The 16,129-nt window shown below is 49.1% G+C and carries 19 protein-coding genes; 3 read left to right on the top strand and 16 right to left on the bottom strand.

The features are described 5' to 3' along the window. Positions 1-10: 10 nt before the first annotated feature. From PN498_RS22445 to PN498_RS22430, 4 genes are all read right to left on the bottom strand, one after another. A complete protein-coding gene (locus tag PN498_RS22445; protein WP_272065645.1) occupies positions 11-469 on the bottom strand; it encodes a glutathione peroxidase in 459 nt (152 codons plus the stop codon). A gap of 239 nt (positions 470-708) precedes the next feature. Next, positions 709-840 carry an ATP-binding protein gene (locus PN498_RS22440; RefSeq protein WP_272065812.1) on the bottom strand — a complete coding sequence of 44 codons (132 nt, stop codon included), beginning with the start codon at positions 838-840 and terminating at the stop codon, positions 709-711. Positions 841-906: 66 nt separating this feature from the next. Continuing rightward, the gene (locus PN498_RS22435; RefSeq protein ID WP_272065644.1) at positions 907-1,356 is read right to left on the bottom strand and encodes a response regulator; all 450 of its coding nucleotides are present in this window, start codon (positions 1,354-1,356) and stop codon (positions 907-909) included. Further along, positions 1,349-3,700, bottom strand: coding sequence for an ATP-binding protein (locus tag PN498_RS22430; RefSeq protein ID WP_272065643.1), 2,352 nt, complete (start codon positions 3,698-3,700; stop codon positions 1,349-1,351). The genes PN498_RS22435 and PN498_RS22430 overlap by 8 nt, the downstream gene beginning before the upstream one ends. Positions 3,701-4,004: 304 nt before the next feature. On the opposite strand from PN498_RS22430, the gene PN498_RS22425 reads away from it, so the two are divergent. Continuing rightward, entirely contained in the window at positions 4,005-5,399 is a 1,395-nt protein-coding gene (locus PN498_RS22425; RefSeq protein ID WP_272065642.1) for an aromatic ring-hydroxylating dioxygenase subunit alpha, read from the top strand. 11 nt (positions 5,400-5,410) lie between these two features. Here PN498_RS22425 and PN498_RS22420 read toward each other — a convergent pair whose 3' ends face one another. The 12 genes from PN498_RS22420 to psb27 all read right to left on the bottom strand — a co-directional run bounded on the left by PN498_RS22420 (position 5,411) and on the right by psb27 (position 14,787). After that, positions 5,411-7,666 carry a DUF4114 domain-containing protein gene (locus tag PN498_RS22420; RefSeq protein WP_272065641.1) on the bottom strand — a complete coding sequence of 752 codons (2,256 nt, stop codon included), beginning with the start codon at positions 7,664-7,666 and terminating at the stop codon, positions 5,411-5,413. Positions 7,667-8,252: 586 nt separating this feature from the next. After that, positions 8,253-9,350, bottom strand: a complete 1,098-nt coding sequence (gene prfA, locus PN498_RS22415) for a peptide chain release factor 1 (RefSeq protein WP_272065640.1) — start codon at positions 9,348-9,350, stop codon at positions 8,253-8,255. Between the two features lie 61 nt (positions 9,351-9,411). Further along, positions 9,412-9,645, bottom strand: a complete 234-nt coding sequence (rpmE, locus tag PN498_RS22410; protein WP_272065639.1) for a 50S ribosomal protein L31 — start codon at positions 9,643-9,645, stop codon at positions 9,412-9,414. Between the two features lie 89 nt (positions 9,646-9,734). After that, a complete protein-coding gene (rpsI, locus tag PN498_RS22405; RefSeq protein WP_272065638.1) occupies positions 9,735-10,148 on the bottom strand; it encodes a 30S ribosomal protein S9 in 414 nt (137 codons plus the stop codon). After that, positions 10,148-10,603, bottom strand: a complete 456-nt coding sequence (rplM, locus tag PN498_RS22400; RefSeq protein ID WP_272065637.1) for a 50S ribosomal protein L13 — start codon at positions 10,601-10,603, stop codon at positions 10,148-10,150. The genes rpsI and rplM overlap by 1 nt, the downstream gene beginning before the upstream one ends. Before the next feature lie 54 nt (positions 10,604-10,657). Then, entirely contained in the window at positions 10,658-11,539 is an 882-nt protein-coding gene (gene truA, locus PN498_RS22395; RefSeq protein ID WP_272065636.1) for a tRNA pseudouridine(38-40) synthase TruA, read from the bottom strand. 12 nt (positions 11,540-11,551) lie between these two features. Next, positions 11,552-11,902, bottom strand: a complete 351-nt coding sequence (rplQ, locus tag PN498_RS22390; protein WP_272065635.1) for a 50S ribosomal protein L17 — start codon at positions 11,900-11,902, stop codon at positions 11,552-11,554. A gap of 95 nt (positions 11,903-11,997) precedes the next feature. After that, a complete protein-coding gene (locus PN498_RS22385) occupies positions 11,998-12,945 on the bottom strand; it encodes a DNA-directed RNA polymerase subunit alpha (RefSeq protein WP_272065634.1) in 948 nt (315 codons plus the stop codon). Positions 12,946-12,992: 47 nt separating this feature from the next. Then, positions 12,993-13,385, bottom strand: a complete 393-nt coding sequence (gene rpsK, locus PN498_RS22380) for a 30S ribosomal protein S11 (RefSeq protein ID WP_272065633.1) — start codon at positions 13,383-13,385, stop codon at positions 12,993-12,995. 92 nt (positions 13,386-13,477) lie between these two features. Next, positions 13,478-13,858: a 30S ribosomal protein S13 gene (gene rpsM, locus PN498_RS22375; RefSeq protein WP_272065632.1), complete on the bottom strand. Its 381-nt coding sequence runs from the start codon at positions 13,856-13,858 to the stop codon at positions 13,478-13,480. Positions 13,859-13,974: 116 nt separating this feature from the next. Further along, on the bottom strand, positions 13,975-14,088 hold the full coding sequence (gene rpmJ, locus PN498_RS22370) for a 50S ribosomal protein L36 (RefSeq protein ID WP_072041366.1): 114 nt from the start codon (positions 14,086-14,088) through the stop codon (positions 13,975-13,977). Between the two features lie 294 nt (positions 14,089-14,382). Beyond that, a complete protein-coding gene (gene psb27 / locus PN498_RS22365) occupies positions 14,383-14,787 on the bottom strand; it encodes a photosystem II protein Psb27 (RefSeq protein ID WP_272065631.1) in 405 nt (134 codons plus the stop codon). A gap of 375 nt (positions 14,788-15,162) precedes the next feature. Between psb27 and PN498_RS22360 the strand changes: the two genes are divergently transcribed. Together PN498_RS22360 and PN498_RS22355 are read left to right on the top strand one after the other, a co-directional pair. Next, positions 15,163-15,690, top strand: coding sequence for a hypothetical protein (locus tag PN498_RS22360; RefSeq protein WP_272065630.1), 528 nt, complete (start codon positions 15,163-15,165; stop codon positions 15,688-15,690). 70 nt (positions 15,691-15,760) lie between these two features. Then, complete coding sequence (locus tag PN498_RS22355; RefSeq protein WP_272065629.1) at positions 15,761-16,123, top strand: Lin0512 family protein; 363 nt, start codon at positions 15,761-15,763, stop codon at positions 16,121-16,123. Positions 16,124-16,129: the final 6 nt, after the last annotated feature.

Below are 16,129 nucleotides of genomic sequence, written 5' to 3'. Positions count from 1 at the left end.
GGCAATTAGCTTAGGCGATAGCCTTCTCAATAGCTGCCTTCAGTTCAGGAGCATCGGGCGCAGTTTGAGGCTCAAAGCGAGCCACAACTTCACCGTTGCGATCAACAACAAACTTACCGAAGTTCCACTCGATATCCTCACCATCACCCACCAAGAACTGATAGAGCGGACTGCGATCAGGACCGTTGACATCCTGCTTTTCAAGTAGCGTGAAGTCAACATCATACTTGGACTTGGTGAAGTCTTTGATTTCATCAGGCGTTCCTGGCTCCTGCTTACCAAACTGGTTGCAGGGCACACCTACGATGACGAGATCGTCGTACTGCTTGTCAAGCTCAACTAAACCGCTGTACTGAGGCGTCAAACCACACTTGCTAGCAACGTTCACAAAAAGGACAGCCTTATTGCTGATTGCATCGGGTGACAAAGGCGCACCATCAAGCGTGTTCAAATTTGTAGGTAATGGCATAGGATTTTAGTCCCTTTACATCCTTTTACATTATTAGTCATTCTTGACCCTCCTAGCATGACTATCTTCAATCGCTCTAACGGGGAAACTCTTTGCTTCTTTGTCGACACAGTTGTTGACAGAGCTGGCCTTACGCATGAATCCTGTGGTATTCCCCGTTCTGAGAAATTGAGAGGGCGAATGTAGATACTGTGCTGAATGCAGATGTCAGTATTTCGAATTGCTGAAATCAGATTTTCTCAAGTACTGTGCTTGGGCCATGTGAAGGAAAACGTGCTGCCTTGGCCCACTGCTGAGCAAACTGTGATCTGTCCGCCTTGCTGCTCGACTATTGTCTTGACGATACTCAAGCCAACGCCTGTGCTTTCAATCGTGTCGCGACTTTCTACTGTGAGCTTTCTGGAATCTACCCTAAAGTCGATTCCAGAAAGTCGTGATTATGCATTGGGTAACATTGCTACTCTGAACCAGTAGTCTACGAAGAGACTCACCGAGGCTTTAAAGTCCTGAATATTAGTGGGTTTGATCAGGTAGCTATTCACTCCTGACTGGTAGCAAGCCTGAACGTCTTTAGGATTGGAGGAGGTTGTCAACACTACGACTGGAATATCCCTTAACCGCTTGTCTCGCTTAATTTCGGTTAGAACTTCACGACCATCTGTGCCGGGGAGGTTGAGATCTAAAAGAATCAGTCCTGGTAGATCAGTCGTCGCATAATCAACATAGGCTCCCTTTCTATATAAAAAGTCCAGGGCATCGTCCCCATCGATACAACGAGTTAACGGCACCTGAATGCTACAGTTTTTTCGCATAATCCGTCCCAGCGCTTCGAAGTCCTCATCACTGTCTTCCACGACTAAAAGGGCTGGATAAGATTGATCAGTCATGCCGCAAACCTTCCAATGTGAAGTAGAAAGTACTTCCCTCACCATAGACTGAATCTAGCCAAATTCGACCGCCATGCCGCTCTACGATTTTTTTGACGATGGTTAGCCCAGCTCCTGCCCCACCACCAAACCGTTTAGGTGGGTGTAAACGCTTGAAAATCTTGAAAACAGTATCAAGATGTTTGGGCTTGATCCCAATGCCGTTGTCGCGGACATAGAACACTATTGCTTCTGGTGACAACTCTGTAGGAATCAAGTGAGGTGTCTTTTCAGCAGCCTCAGCAACCGTCAGATATCCAATCTCGACCTGCTTCTCAGCCTTATCGTTGTATTTGATAGCGTTGCTAATCAAATTGGTGAATAGTTCTGTAATCTGGGTGAGATCGCACTTCAGCTGCGGAAACTGCTGCGGCATTTGAAAGCTGACTTGCTCAGGCTTACTCATCTTAATGAGGTTGATGACACCGCCTATTGTCGTTTTAAGATCAACGGTCACGAGTTTCAGGTCAGCCCGTCCTAAACGAGAATAGTGGAGCAAAGAATCGATCAAGGCTTCCATTCGCTGCGTCAACTGCATTAATGTCTGCAATTTGTGAGCGCCATCGTCACCCAGTTGTTCACCGTAGTCCTCAATCAAGAAGCTGGAGTAGTTATGGATGCCTCGGAGCGGTTCCTTCAAATCGTGGGAAGCAATGTAAGCAAAAGCATCTAGCTCAATATTGCTGCGCTCTAGCTCTAAGTTGAGTTGGGCTAGCTCCTCTGCTTTCTGCAATACCAGGCCAATTACGGTCCTGCGGAGCTCTAGAACGGCTTCAACTTCGCAGGTTTTCCAGGGCAGCGATCGCCGATGTACCATTTCTTTCCATCGCTCAAACGATTGGCGTGGAGATAAGTAGACTTCGCCATCCTCATCGATCTCAACAGGCTTGTTCGGATTGCCTGCCCAAGTCACTGTTTGCACAACCTCCGGTTTGAACCAAAGGACATAAATTTGTTGCATCCTCGAAATTGAGATGGCTAACAATCCACTCGCCCTTTGGCTAAAGGATGCTGCCGGCGGATAGCTCTGGCTCAAACAAGCCGTTTCGTACACCCCGTCACGACTAAACTGGCTACTCAACCAAGACACCAATGGAGTCATTGCTTCCGGCTCAGGCGTTTTGCCGATCACCGTAAAGTCCCCGTTCTCGCAGAAAACAGCGCCTTCAGCAGTCGCCAGATTCAGCAGGTTTTGAGGGTTCTGCATCAAGGCTTCCTGCAAAGACTGACCGTTCGTTAAGACGTCCACAAAATTGGCTTGCAGCGATTGCAGACTCAGCTTATATTCTGCGTCCTCGTTGTCTTGCCGACTCGCAAGTTGCAGTGAGATAACTTGTCCTAAAAATTCGCAGACTGTACGCCGCTCATAAGAAAGCTGACGCGGAGTGTGGTGATGGCAAGCAATGAGACCCCAAAGTTTATGATTCTGTATCAGTGAGATGGACATTGATGCCTTCACACCCATATTGGCTAGATATTCGGTATGCAGGGGTGAAACACTGCGGAGCATAGCCAGGCTCATGTCCAACGGCTTCTGGGTAACAGGATTTTGGGTTGGAACAATCGGTACAGCCTCATAAGCAGCATCAGGAATCAGCCGTAAGAGGTTGAGAGTATATAAATACTTGGCCTGTTGAGGAATATCAGTCGCAGGGTAATGTAATCCTAAATAAGACGATAAGTTAGGTTCTTTGACTTCAGCGATGACGCTACCTGCCCCTTCGTCGTCAAAGCGATACACCATAACTCGGTCAAAGCCAGAAACCTGTTTCACCACCTCGACAGCAACTTGACATAGTTCTTCTAGAGTCTGAGTTTGCTGAATTCTGTTGACTGGATGCTTGATAAAGCCATAGAAATTAAAGAAGTTGACAGCCTCTTGAGACTTTTCAGGTTCTAGTTCTAAGACAATTAGGTCCTCACTGCGGTGAACAACCCCTGAAAAGCATTGGCGGCTGTCATCTACATCAACCTCAATTCGCAATGGATTGACGGCTTCAAATTCGCCCATTAAGCATTCCTCGATGGCTCGAATTTGCGGTTCATTCAGCAGTTGGGTCAAGGGCTGGTCAAGCAGCTGTTCTGGCGATCGCCCCAAATAGTCCTCTGTATTCTGACTAATTTGCAGGATGCGCCAATCCTCTTTCCGTAAGACGAGCAACACCCCATGGGGCTGAATCGCGGTTGGAATATGAATAGGCTCGCGATCACAGTTGCTAATGCCAACGGTTGAGGCTTGTATTTGCGGATCTGTAAGTTGTGCGATCGCGGCTCTTGTCTGAGCGACAAAATCTGAAACTGCCATCTTGGCTTCCCTTACAACGCTGCATCAATAGAAAAATCTATTCATACCATTAATGCAGATCACATCATTCTGGAGGGTAGCTGGCGACAAAAAGCTTGGTTATTTTTGGCAACTTGAAGACACCCCAGATTGTGATGACCGTAGCAAAATCAAAATTGCTCACGCTTAGTAACGTTGTGAGCCCTGGAGTATTACCCTCCCATTGGCTAGGTCTACACTTGCGATTGCCTTAGGGTTGCAATGGATCTGACAGATATGAATTTTTGTAACACAATAGGAAGGGACGAGTAAAACACTTCGCATCATGACGGCTACTCAAGGCACTTCCCGGCTTGACGAGATATCTGAAGTACTTCCTGCAGGTGGTCCTGACTCTAATCGCTTCGAGTGGGCCGAAGCTTGGTATCCCGTTCACTACGTCGAAGATTTGGATAAGAACCGTCCCACTCGCTTCACTTTGCTGGAGCAGGATGTGGTGATCTGGTGGGATTTCAACGCTGAAACCTGGCGAGTCTTTGCAGATCAGTGCCCCCACCGCTTGGCTCCACTGTCTGAAGGACGGATTAATGAGGCGGGGCAGTTGGAATGTCCGTATCACGGCTGGGCTTTTTCAGGCAGCGGAGCTTGTGAACATATTCCCCAGGCGTCTCCAGAGATTGAGGCTCACCTCTCCCATCGAGCCTGTGTGGCCTCCATGCCGACTGCTGTGCATCAGGGACTGCTGTTTGTTTATCCGGGCAAAGCTGAGAACGCACCAAAGGTTCCTATTCCAGGCATTGATCCGCTGGAGGAAGATCCCGATGGATGGGTCTTGTTGAATACCTTTCGGGATTTACCGTATGATGCGTTGACACTGTTAGAAAATGTTTTGGACGCAAGCCACATTCCTTATACCCATCACAAGACTGTAGGTAAGCGAGAGAATGCGGCACCAATGCAGATGGAAATTCTGGAGTCTGGCAAGCAAGGCTTCCAGGGTATTTGGCCCGAAGGACCTCGTAAAGGGCAATTGGGCACACAGCATACAACCTTTGTGGCTCCGGCGCTAATGTATCACGACCTGACTTCCAAGCAGTTTGGCCGAACGCTCACCGTAGTGTATGCAACGCCTATTCGTAAGGGAGAGTGTCGATTATTTGCCCGCTTTCCATTCAAGTTTTCGTCAAAGCTGCCAAGCTTTTTTATTAAACTCACGCCCCGTTGGTATAGCCATATAGGCAATAATCGCGTGCTTGAAGACGATCAAATTTTTCTGCACTTGCAGGAAAGACTTTTGGAGAAGGCGGGTAACCAGTCTTATGCTCAGGCTTGCTATTTGCCGACTCAGGCAGATCGCTATGTGATTACTTTCCGTAAATGGATCAGCGATTTTCAAGCGGATCCGTTTGCGGGTCAAACCCTACCACCTGCTAGTTCCACAGATGCCCTGATGGATCGCTATCACTCCCATACTCAACACTGCGGCAGTTGCCGTTCGGCGCTAAAGCGTATCAAGCAAATACGACAGGGTGCATTGGTGATTAGCGCGATCGCGTGGTCATGTCTCCCGGTTGCGATCGCATTTGATGCTCTCCCTCCCATTGCCGCAGTTCTGTTAACGGCGACTCCTTTAGCAGCAGGTTCACTCTGGTTCTGGTTAGGAAATTTAGAACGCAAGTTTTACGTGGGTGATCCAGTTCCACCGCGTAATTTGCAGTAGCCGATAGAAACTTAAATCCATCCTTCTGCTGATGTGTTGATGACTCGTTTTAGATCGGGGGTAATTTCGACGGTGTAAGCAAAAGGTGAACCACCGGACGTTGTTTGGGTCATGGCCCTACCGTCAGGCCGTCTAGGAGAGAAGAACGACTGAGCCTCAATGACTAAGTTACCGTTTTCCTTCACGGTGAGGTTGGTGACGCTCAAGGAGTTACTGTTGCCGCTCTCAAGGACAGCGGATAAGTAAGCTGCGTTGAGTAACGTTCCGTTCTTGGGATCAATGCGTCCGATGACAGCAACTTTCGGACCGCCACCTGCGCCATAGCTGCGTAACCACGACTGTTCAGCGTCGTTAGCAGCACGACGGAAGTCTTCAGACGGGCTGCCCTGAGTGCCGTCTACGCTAAAAACACCATACAGACTTTCTCCGTTCCAAGCTAAGCCTAAGCCTCGACCGTCTGCTCCTGTTCTTTCGTAGTCTGTTCTCACCCAGTTGTTATCTGGATTAGCGCTGTCAAAGCTAGCAAGGATAGGGTTTTGGTTATTGCTAGAGACCTGATTGGTCCCAGCATAAATGGTTTGCGTTCCAAATGTAACGCTTGCTGCCCCCGTCGCTGTAATATCAGCTTGGCTATTGCCGCTGTTGAATTTAGCAACCTCGTCTGCGATCGCAACTCTAAAATCCGCAGTCTGGGAGGGTGAATCACCAGGATCTGATGGCTCGTCGGGTGAGTTAGAACCGTCAGAGGAATCGGGTGAATTGTCCGATTCATTCCCAGGAGTGTCATTAGAATCAGTGCTATTGTCAGGTGCACCTTCTCCAGGATTGTTTGGAGATTCCGTCTCCCCACCAGGCTCTTCCGGCGCAGGGTTAGGGGTCGTATCAGGTAGTGGAGAGGTGCCCAAATCGATGGGCATTTGCAATAACTGTTGGCCGAGAGGTGTATTCAACCAGGTGTGGTGACTCTCCATCAAATCTGTAACTGCTGCGATTCGGTCGGCTGCTCCCGTGAGCTGGAAGATGACATCGTTGAAATCTTTATCTGAGCGATCGTCCAGTCGCAAATCTTCCATAGCGAAAACGCCAGATCGAATGCGACCGATGTGGGTTTGTCCTTCAGGATTAGCGCTATTTAACGAGAAAAGCGGTCTGAGCTTGCCAGCAACGGTTGCGTTTTCTAACACAGCCTCAACAGTGCCATGGGGAACGAGCATTACGGCGACGTGGGTTCCGGGTAAAAACTGAACGGTTTTACTGCCAACGGGTTGACCTGAATTGCGATCGCGCTCTCCTAACTCTCCGCTTAAGGTTGCTTTTTCGGTCCGGTCATCAATGACGACATAGCCTGCTGTCGAGTTTGTTAAAGCTCGACGAGCGGCCTCCTTGATGAAAGCGGGGGAACCTGGAGCCAAGCCTTCCATTCCCGCTAGGTCAAAAACGGCCAATTGTCCTTTGTAGCCCCCTCCGTCGGCTAGAAACTCCACAGTGATTTGTCCATCGGACGCCACCGTGAAAATACCCTGTCCCTCATCCGACTTTTCGATCAGTAGAGTTTGATTCTCTAAGGTCAGAGTAGCGGTGTCGTCTTCGGCCTGAAGGGCGGCGATCGCATGACTACTTAAAGCGTCATCCATAACCTGGGCTGCAAATAAAGCCCCCTCATCCCCTGGAGCATCTTTCTCATTCACGTGAGCATCAATAAAGTGTCCCAGTTCTTCCAACAAGACTCGCACTAGCTGCTCTCGCTGTTGACCCAGTTCTTCAGCTAGGAAGATAGTGTCCGTTTGAGCGGCATAAGCACCCCAGGCCGGTAAATCTGATTTGGGTAGTACGCGAATGTTAGGTAAGCGATCGCCCTCAACAATCTGCTGCATCAGTGCTTTTGCCTGAGCGATAGTATCGAAGTCGTTGAAAATCAGCGCCAATGCGTCGTGACTGTCTGGCGATCGCTGAAAGGTGTCTAAAATGCTCTGCACCTCTGACCAGACTCCAGTAGCTGCTTCAAGGATAGTCCAGTTGAGCAGAGAATCTGTTGTGCTATTGGTAGCTTCGGGAGTCTCTGAAACAAAATCTTGGACCGGGTCAGTCAAAATTGCGTCAGGTGAAAAGTCGTCCTCATCAATAGGAAGCATCATGGCTTCTGGTTGAGATGAGAGAAAGGCTAAACCCGGCTGTTTTTCTACGGTATCTGCTAGAGAAATGGGGTCGCTGATGATTGATTCAGACAGCATAAACTCAGCCCCAGCAGGCACGGATTCGTAAACCACGGGCGGACAACTCCTAATGTTTTGAATAGCACGGTTAGGTAGAGCGCACGCCATTAAAAAACGATGGGACGCAGAACTATCGCGTTGTTAGCTATCTAGGCCTCTAGTACATAGCCCAATAGCTCGCTGTCTTGTCCTCACGGAACCTTATCAGGACGTCTGCAAGATATAGCTTTAGCCATCTAGGCTTGTGCACCCATTAGCATCCGGGTGCTTAGCGCATCGCCAGATGGCTCGCCGTCTTGTCCTCACGGAACTGGTGACGGCTATAGGCGCTGATGCATAAACCCAATATAAAGTGGGCATTGTTACTAGCAGATCTTCTGATATGGCGGCATGCATTTGAGTCAAGCAAACCCCATTTCCTATGCCCTGCTCCCTTAAGGCACTGAGATGTACTTAACCAAGCTGCATAGGGCTATAAGTCTGCCCCTTTATTCACTATGAGGGTGCCACGAAGGATGCAGCAATTGCGACGGTACTATCACTGGTTCCTTACAAAATCAGTGGAAAGCACTATCAGGGCGAGACCGCACAAGCGGATCTTGCCTAGTTTGAACTATTTACAAAAGACCTATGAAGGACTCTAAGCTGCCTCAGACGTGGCCAATGACTCCAATTGTTCCTGCTGATCTTGGGTGATACAGGACTGAATCATGTTTTCAATATCCCCTTCAAGAGCAGGAGTGAGTGAAAAGTTTTGCCCTAGCCGATGGTCGGTGACCCGGTTGTCTTTGTAGTTGTAGGTGCGAATTTTCTCAGAGCGAGAGCCTGTACCGACTTGAGAGCGACGCATAGACGTAACGGCTTCTTGCTGTTCGCGAAGCTTCATTTCGTAGAGCTTAGCCCGCAAAATCTGCATCGCTCGTTCTCGGTTCTGTAGCTGCGATCGCTCCTCTGTACAGAAAATGCGAATGCCCGTCGGTTTGTGAAACAGGTCAACTGCCGTCTCAACCTTGTTGACATTTTGTCCGCCTGCTCCCCCTGAACGTGCAGTTGAAATTTCCACTTCTGTCGGATCAATACGAATTTCAACATCGTCTACTTCAGGCATCACGGCAACCGTTGCCGTTGAGGTATGGACTCGCCCACCTGCTTCAGTTACTGGTACCCGCTGGACCCGGTGGACACCTGCCTCGTACTTGAGTTTGCTGTAAACGTTATCGCCCTGAATTTCGAGAACGGCTTCTTTAAAGCCTCCCATATCTGCTGTCGATTCACTGACCAGCTTGATGCGCCAGCGCTGAGATTCAGCATAACGGGAGTACATCCTAACTAAATCTCCAGCCCAGATACTGGCCTCATCTCCGCCCGTACCTGCCCGAATCTCCAGCATGATGTTCTTCTCATCATTGGGATCTTTGGGCAACAGCAAAATCTTAAGTCGATTTTCCAGAGTGCCTATTTGCTGCTCCAGCTCATCCACCTCAAGCGCTGCCATTTCCTTTAGATCCAGATCATTGCTCGACTCTCGATAAATTTCGCGAGCACCCGCAAGTTCCTCCTGCAAGTTTTTCCAGTTATCGTAAGTGGTCACAGTCTCCTCAAGAGAAGACCGAGCCTTGGCAATTCGCTGAAATTCATCCGGATCCTTGGCAACATCCGGATCAGCCAAACGCCGAGTCAATTCATGAAACGTTTGGTCTACAGAATCTAGCTTATCCAACAAATACGCTTCGGCCATGATTTACTTCGATACTCAACAAAAATCATTCGATTCGCAACAAAGACGGAATCAACGATTGCTAAGTATCAGACGACTGGCTGCTGGAGTCAGACATGCCGTACTTCCGCAGGAAGCGCTCGACTCGTCCTTCGGTGTCAATAATCTTCTGAGTACCTGTATAGAAAGGATGATTACCTGACCACACGTCAACGTGTAGCTCCGGTTTCGTCGATCCTACGGTCATAACCAGTTTGCCATCGCAAAAAACTTTGGCCTCTGGATACCACTCAGGATGAATTTCAGATTTTGGCATTTTTGCTAAGTCCTGTTGGTGAATGCAGTTTAGTAAGGGTTGACAAACCTCTCAATCTCTATCGTAGAACGAGAGTTATAAAGTTGCCCTTATCGCTTAGAGAACTGAGGTGCTTTACGGGCTTTCTTCAGACCGTACTTCTTCCGCTCTTTACAGCGGGGATCACGGGTCAGATAACCTTCAACCTTGAGTGGTTTACGGTTGTCAGGATCTAACTCGCAAAGTGCGCGGGCAACGCCCATCTTGATGGCGTCAGCATGACCTGTCAGCCCCCCTCCACGGACATTAACTAGCAAGTCGTACTCACTTTCGAGTCCCAAGGTTTCTAAAGGAGCTTTGACCGTCGAGAGATAGCTGGGATTAGACTGTAAGTGAACCTCTCCAGGTCGGCCATTAATTGTAATTTGTCCGTTACCAGGCACTAGGCGAACTCGGGCGATCGCTGACTTGCGGCGGCCAGTTCCCCAATAGACAACCCGATCAGTCGTATCAGTAGCTTGCATTAGGCTTTCTCTCCAGCAATCGTTTGAATCGTTAGGGTTTCAGGTTGCTGAGCGGCATGAGGATGCTCTGGCCCAGCATAGACTTTTAACTTAGTAAATAACTTCCGTCCCAGCGCGTTCTTAGGCAGCATTCCCTTGACTGCCTTCTCAATAATCCGTTCGGGAATCCGAGCTTGTAACTGGGCAAAGGTTTCCGTTTTCATACCACCAGGACGACCAGAATGGCGACGATATAGCTTCTGATCAGTCTTATTTCCGGTGACAACAACTTTCTCGGCGTTGACAACAATTACAAAGTCCCCCGTGTCCATGTTAGGGGTAAAGGTTGGTTTGTTTTTGCCACGCAGAATGGTAGCAATTTCAGTGGCTAGGCGTCCGAGACGCTGGTCTGCTGCATCGACGACATACCATTTACGGTCTATGTCGTTAACAGGGGGAATGTACGTCTTAGTCATGGTTTTGTGGGTGTGTTATCGAGAGAATCTTTGACGGGATTTAGGGGAGCGGTATCAAACGGCGATCGCAGAGGAGGCTTGAGGAAGGCAAAAGTGCGGTTGTGTATCGTACCAAACATTAGGGTGGAAGGGGAAATAGTCATAGCCCACTCTGAGTAAGCAAAGCCCACTTGCTGGAGCCGCATATTTGACACGATCTCGCTGACGGTTCTGCCACAGGTGAGTGAATTCTTCCACGCTCATCAGGCCGCGACCGACCTGAACGAGAATCCCCATCAGTAAACGGACCATGCCGTATAAGAAGCCATTCGCCTGTAGCTCAACCGCTACTACCGTGTCTTGACGATGGCACTCAGCACACTGCACATCAACCCAAGCATGGGATCGCTTAGAACCCGCCCGCTGAAATGCTGTTAGATCGTGGTAACCTACCAGCGCATCTAAAGCTGACTGGATTAGGGTCTCGCTTAAAGGTTGATAGTAGTAGTGCCACGAAAAGGGACGAAGGAAGAGATTGGGCACCGGGTCCGTGTACAGGGTGTAGCGATACCGCCGCCACCGAGCAGAGAACTGTGCATGCCAATCGTCAGGGACCTGAGCAGACGCCCGAATTAAAATATCCTCAGGCAAACGGCTATTCAGGATCCCAGCCCATCGATGAGCTGGGATCAGTGTAGGAGCTTGAAAGTGTGCCACCTGAGCCGCTGCATGAACGCCAGTATCCGTACGCCCAGCGCCACATAGAGTTATGGGTTTGTCCAAAACAGACTGAATAGCCTGCTCAATATCACCCTGTACCGTACGTTCCTTGGGCTGACGTTGCCAGCCATGAAAGCGGGTGCCAACATACTGCACAACCAGAGCGACCCGATGAAAGTGATCCCATCGAGTCGTCTTGTCGATACGTTGCTGATCCGCTACAAGGTTTGAAGTCATCCTCAAAGACGCTTAGGTTAATTCAATAATCGCCATCTCAGCATTGTCGCCCCGACGTCGGACAGTCCGCAAAATGCGAGTGTATCCACCGTTGCGATTGCCATAACGCTCTTGTGCCTGTTCGAACAAGGCATGTACAAGCTGCTTGTCGTACATGTATCCCAAAGCTCGACGACGGGCTGCCAGAGAACCATCTTTGGCCAGAGTGATCATCCGATCCGCTTCGGAGCGAACCGCTTTTGCCCGAGCTTTAGTGGTTTGGATTTGCCCATTTCTGATTAACTCTGTTGTGAGCGATCGCAACAGAGCTTTGCGCTGATCCGCAGGTTTTCCCAACTTTGGGACGCGACGACTATGACGCACGGCCACTTCCCCCTTCTTTACACAACTCAACAATAAAAATCCGAAGCGTAGAGCCTCGGAAAAAAGCCCCTGGTCAACCAGGGTTAATATCTTCGCTAGGAAGTTTTTGCAGACTTTTCAACGGGTAGTGTGATGCCAAGCCGCTGCTGTAGGGCTTCGATAACCTCTTCCGCTGACTTCTGTCCAAAATTCTTTATTTCTAGCAAATCTTCTTGGGTGAAGTCCAATAGATCCGCTACCGAGTTCACTTGTGCTCGCTTCAAGCAGTTATATGCTCTCACAGAAAGCTGCAATTCCTCAATAGGAATGTGGTTCGTCGGATCTTCTTCCTTCGGCTCTTCGTCAGATTTTGGTTCTAGAGTGACATCCTTGAGAGGATTGAACAGAGACACAAGAATTGCCGCTGCCTCGCTCATGGCCTGTTGGGGAGTCAAACTACCATTGGTAGAAACTTCCATAATCAGACGATCCTTTTTCAAGGAACCGCCCTCCATGACGTCTTCCACCGTGTAGTTCACCTTACGAACAGGCATAAAGACCGCATCAATCTGCATAAAATCTAATGCAGCAGCCTCATCATGACTTCGCTCAATCGCCCGATAGCCATTACCCTGTTCGATGCGAAACTCCATCTCCAGCGTATGACCCTCAGCCACCGTAGCTACATACTGCTCAGGATTGATCACTTCCACTTCTGAAGGCAGATCAAAATGTCCAGCAGTTACTCTAGTCGGTCCCTGCACAAGCAATCGACCAATTTGAGGCTGAGGAGAATAGCTCTTTAAGACGATCTCTTTCATGTTCAAAAGAACATCAAGAACGTCTTCACGTACGCCTGGCACGGTTGAAAACTCATGAGTAGCCCCGGCAATACGAACTGCAGTAATAGCAGTTCCTTCAAGGTTAGACAACAAAACCCGTCTCAAGGCATTGCCAACGGTGATCCCCTGGCTACGCTCTAGCGGCTCGATAATAAAACGACTGTAATGACTTTGGTCATCCCCAATCGACGATTCAACACATTCAACCTGAAATTGTGCCACTGATGTGACCTCCCTTGGCTTTTCAGTACTCCTCCAGTGCTCTCGGACTAGACACGCCGCCGCTTTGGTGGACGACATCCGTTGTGGGGAATTGGAGTTACATCACGGATTAATGTGATCTCCAATCCAGCAGCCTGCAGTGCCCGAATGGCTGTTTCTCGTCCAGCGCCAGGACCACTTACCATGACCTCTATCTGACGCATGCCTTGATCCATCGCACGACGAGCAGCACTATCAGCAGCCGTCTGTGCTGCGAAAGGCGTTCCCTTCTTAGCGCCCTTAAATCCACTTGCCCCAGCTGAAGACCAGGACACTGCGCCACCATTCGTGTCAGTAATAGTTACGATCGTGTTGTTGAAAGTGGACTGAATATGAGCCACTCCGTTAGGAATATTCTTCTTCGTCTTACGTCCACCGGACTTTCTTGTTGGTTTAGCCATTGTTCTACTTGCCGTCTTCTCTCAGTCACCAAAAACCGACGCAGCCTGCCCCGTTCGCTGAACAAACGACTGTCAGGTGCGTCAGGCGATCGCTATTTCTTAGGCGCTTTTTTCTTGCCCGCAACAGTCCGTTTGCCACTGCGACGAGTTCGGGAATTGGTACGAGTACGCTGCCCCCTGACAGGGAGACCCGCACGATGACGGCGACCTCGATAGCAACCAATGTCCATAAGACGCTTGATATTCATGCCTTCTAAGCGACGCAGATCCCCTTCGACTTGATAGTCGTTTTCAACGGAATCACGCAGCTTAGAAACATCTGAATCGGTCAGGTCACGAACCCGAATGTCGGGACTGACTCCTGTTTTCTCAAGAATCGCCTGAGACCGACTCAAACCGATACCATATATATATGTCAAACCTATTTCGACCCGCTTGTCTCTTGGCAGGTCTACGCCAGCAATCCGTGCCACTGACTATCTTCTCCCCTTGAACCTCACTTTACTGATGCAGTTTTAGCACCAACACCAAAATCATTCAGTGAAATAGTTTCACTGCTACACAAATCTGAAGCCTGCAAACCCAGAATTTATCCTTGGCGTTGCTTGTGCTTGGGATTTGAGCAAATCACCATCACTCGCCCCTTTCGGCGAATGACGCGACACTTATCACACATTCTTCGGACGGACGCGCGGACTTTCATGTCCCTAAACTCAGCACTCCACTACAGAATTGCGATTCTAACAAACTTTCGCAACTCTCGTCAAACATTCCATGCCACAAAAATAGCGTAGACGCAACAGAGAAAACCTCTATCGCATCTACGCTAACAAAATTATTGAAAATTCGACCGATTCAAGACATTTTTAGTCACTCATTCAGACGAATTTTTATGACATCCTTCCTTAGAGAATATCAAAGCGATCGCCAGAGCATTTAAGACTGTGGAACGCCGTCTGATTGATTGCCCTAGGTGAAGCTCACCCCATTGGCAGCCCTAAGCACCTCGCTTCAAAGCGGCTTCCACCTGCCTAAATTCCTGCTCAAGACGATTTTTCAATTTCTCTGGAACTGGACGATTGGGATAAGAACTGTAATGACCTGCGAGAGCATTTAATGCTGTCCGAAGGGTTGCAAAAGAACTCAAGCCGGAAGCTGCATCATCTCGTCGATAACGTGAAAAGAAATCATTGATAAGGTTACGAGCATTGACCTCGGCAGAGGCTTTTTCTGGACTATCGTTGGCAAGATTAATGGCAGTTCTCAGACCGTCGATAACTGTTATCGTGTCTTGTCGATAATCGCCAGTCATCTGACCGCTGACCCCAGCACTGTTGCAGCCTGTAAGTCCAATTACAGCAACAAGGATTAGTGCAAAAAAGCGAGTTAGTAACTGTCTCATGATTTCCTACGCAATTCGTTTTGAGTTGATCCTAAGCGGCGTTTATCTAAGGAAGCATCTCCGTCATGTTACCGCGTTGCGTCATTCTTTAGCGCCTTTCTCAAGCGTTACTCCGTTAGATGGGGATCACAATATTTATCATTAGTCTAACGGCAGAGAGATAGGGACAGACAGGGTTTAGGGTGCCGATCTGAGTTCTGTTGTAACTGTCATTAGGTGTAAGAGGACAGACGGCAAACTATCTGGGGACGCTCTTAATATCTGGGAGCTACTGGGTCACAGGCTTATGGCTAACGCTATCGTTCCGGCGCTATAACGGACGGCCACCTACGCGCAATAATGGAATGCAGTATATCTACGTATAATGCCAGTCTCATGAACTATTTAGTAGCTGTTTTGAGCGATCGCATTAAAGCTGAAGAGGCCTACTCAGCCCTAGAAGACGCTGAATTTTCCATGAAAGAAGTCGCAATCTTGGGCAAGGGGTATAAAAGTGCTGATGAATATGGACTAATTGACCCTGCTAATGAAGCTTGGAAACAGGTGCGATTGATGATGTTCTGGCTGATCCCTTTTGGATTTATTGCGGGCTTCTCTTTCAATGCCATCACGGGATTAGACACTTTTTCATGGGCCGGGACGATAGGCAATCAAATCCTGGGGGGGCTGTTGGGAGCTGCCTCTGGAGCATTAGGCGCTTTCTTTGTGGGCGGTGGAGTTGGTATTGCTTTCGGGAGTGGAGATGCACTGTCTTACCGTAATCGTTTAAATGCCGGCAAATATCTGGTAGTTGTCCGGGGATCAACTGCCGAGATTCGCTTTGCCACTCCTATCATTCGTCGCTTTCGTCCGGAAAACATTCAAGGCTACACGGCGCCTACAGAGAGTAGTACGGCGAGTTGACAGGACCGTAAAGTATTAGAGGAGCAGCATAAGGAGCCTTGGCTTTGCACGAAGGGGTGAAACGGAAACAATGACGCAACGACGGCTCGTGATTGAAATGGGTATGGGTGTTGATCAGCATGGTCAAGATCCCACAGTTGCTGCAATGCGGGCGGTACGAAACGCGATCGCCCATAACGCTCTCCCTGGAGTTTGGGAAGTTGCAGGTCTAGCCCATCCTAATGAGATGCTGGTGGACGTGCAGATAGCTGTGCCTTTTCCTGACAGTGTTCGGCAGGAAGAGGTACTTGCCGTTCTTCCATTCGGGCAAAAAACATTGACGTTGGAAACTGGAGGCATGGTGGTTGCCGGAAGAGCGATCCCAGAGTTGGACGATAAGAATGATGATATGTATGTGGCGATCGCTGCCGTAACCGTATCCATTCCTGGTTAGCCCGGC

The organism is Oscillatoria sp. CS-180 (genome assembly GCF_028330965.1).
Classification (GTDB): Bacteria; Cyanobacteriota; Cyanobacteriia; order Phormidesmidales; family Phormidesmidaceae; genus Halomicronema.
Note: the sequence above shows the minus strand (reverse complement) of the source record. Positions and strands in the feature narration are given on the sequence as shown.

Coding starts and splice junctions, on each gene's coding strand:
- rpmJ (WP_072041366.1), bottom strand. CDS start 14,088: ATGAAAGTCCGCGCGTCCGTCCGAAGAATGTGTGATAAGTGTCGCGTC.
- PN498_RS22425 (WP_272065642.1), top strand. CDS start 4,005: ATGACGGCTACTCAAGGCACTTCCCGGCTTGACGAGATATCTGAAGTA.
- PN498_RS22355 (WP_272065629.1), top strand. CDS start 15,761: ATGACGCAACGACGGCTCGTGATTGAAATGGGTATGGGTGTTGATCAG.
- PN498_RS22360 (WP_272065630.1), top strand. CDS start 15,163: ATGAACTATTTAGTAGCTGTTTTGAGCGATCGCATTAAAGCTGAAGAG.
- rpsI (WP_272065638.1), bottom strand. CDS start 10,148: ATGCAAGCTACTGATACGACTGATCGGGTTGTCTATTGGGGAACTGGC.
- psb27 (WP_272065631.1), bottom strand. CDS start 14,787: ATGAGACAGTTACTAACTCGCTTTTTTGCACTAATCCTTGTTGCTGTA.
- PN498_RS22445 (WP_272065645.1), bottom strand. CDS start 469: ATGCCATTACCTACAAATTTGAACACGCTTGATGGTGCGCCTTTGTCA.
- PN498_RS22435 (WP_272065644.1), bottom strand. CDS start 1,356: ATGACTGATCAATCTTATCCAGCCCTTTTAGTCGTGGAAGACAGTGAT.
- prfA (WP_272065640.1), bottom strand. CDS start 9,350: ATGGCCGAAGCGTATTTGTTGGATAAGCTAGATTCTGTAGACCAAACG.
- rplM (WP_272065637.1), bottom strand. CDS start 10,603: ATGACTAAGACGTACATTCCCCCTGTTAACGACATAGACCGTAAATGG.
- truA (WP_272065636.1), bottom strand. CDS start 11,539: ATGACTTCAAACCTTGTAGCGGATCAGCAACGTATCGACAAGACGACT.
- rpsK (WP_272065633.1), bottom strand. CDS start 13,385: ATGGCTAAACCAACAAGAAAGTCCGGTGGACGTAAGACGAAGAAGAAT.
- PN498_RS22430 (WP_272065643.1), bottom strand. CDS start 3,700: ATGGCAGTTTCAGATTTTGTCGCTCAGACAAGAGCCGCGATCGCACAA.
- rpmE (WP_272065639.1), bottom strand. CDS start 9,645: ATGCCAAAATCTGAAATTCATCCTGAGTGGTATCCAGAGGCCAAAGTT.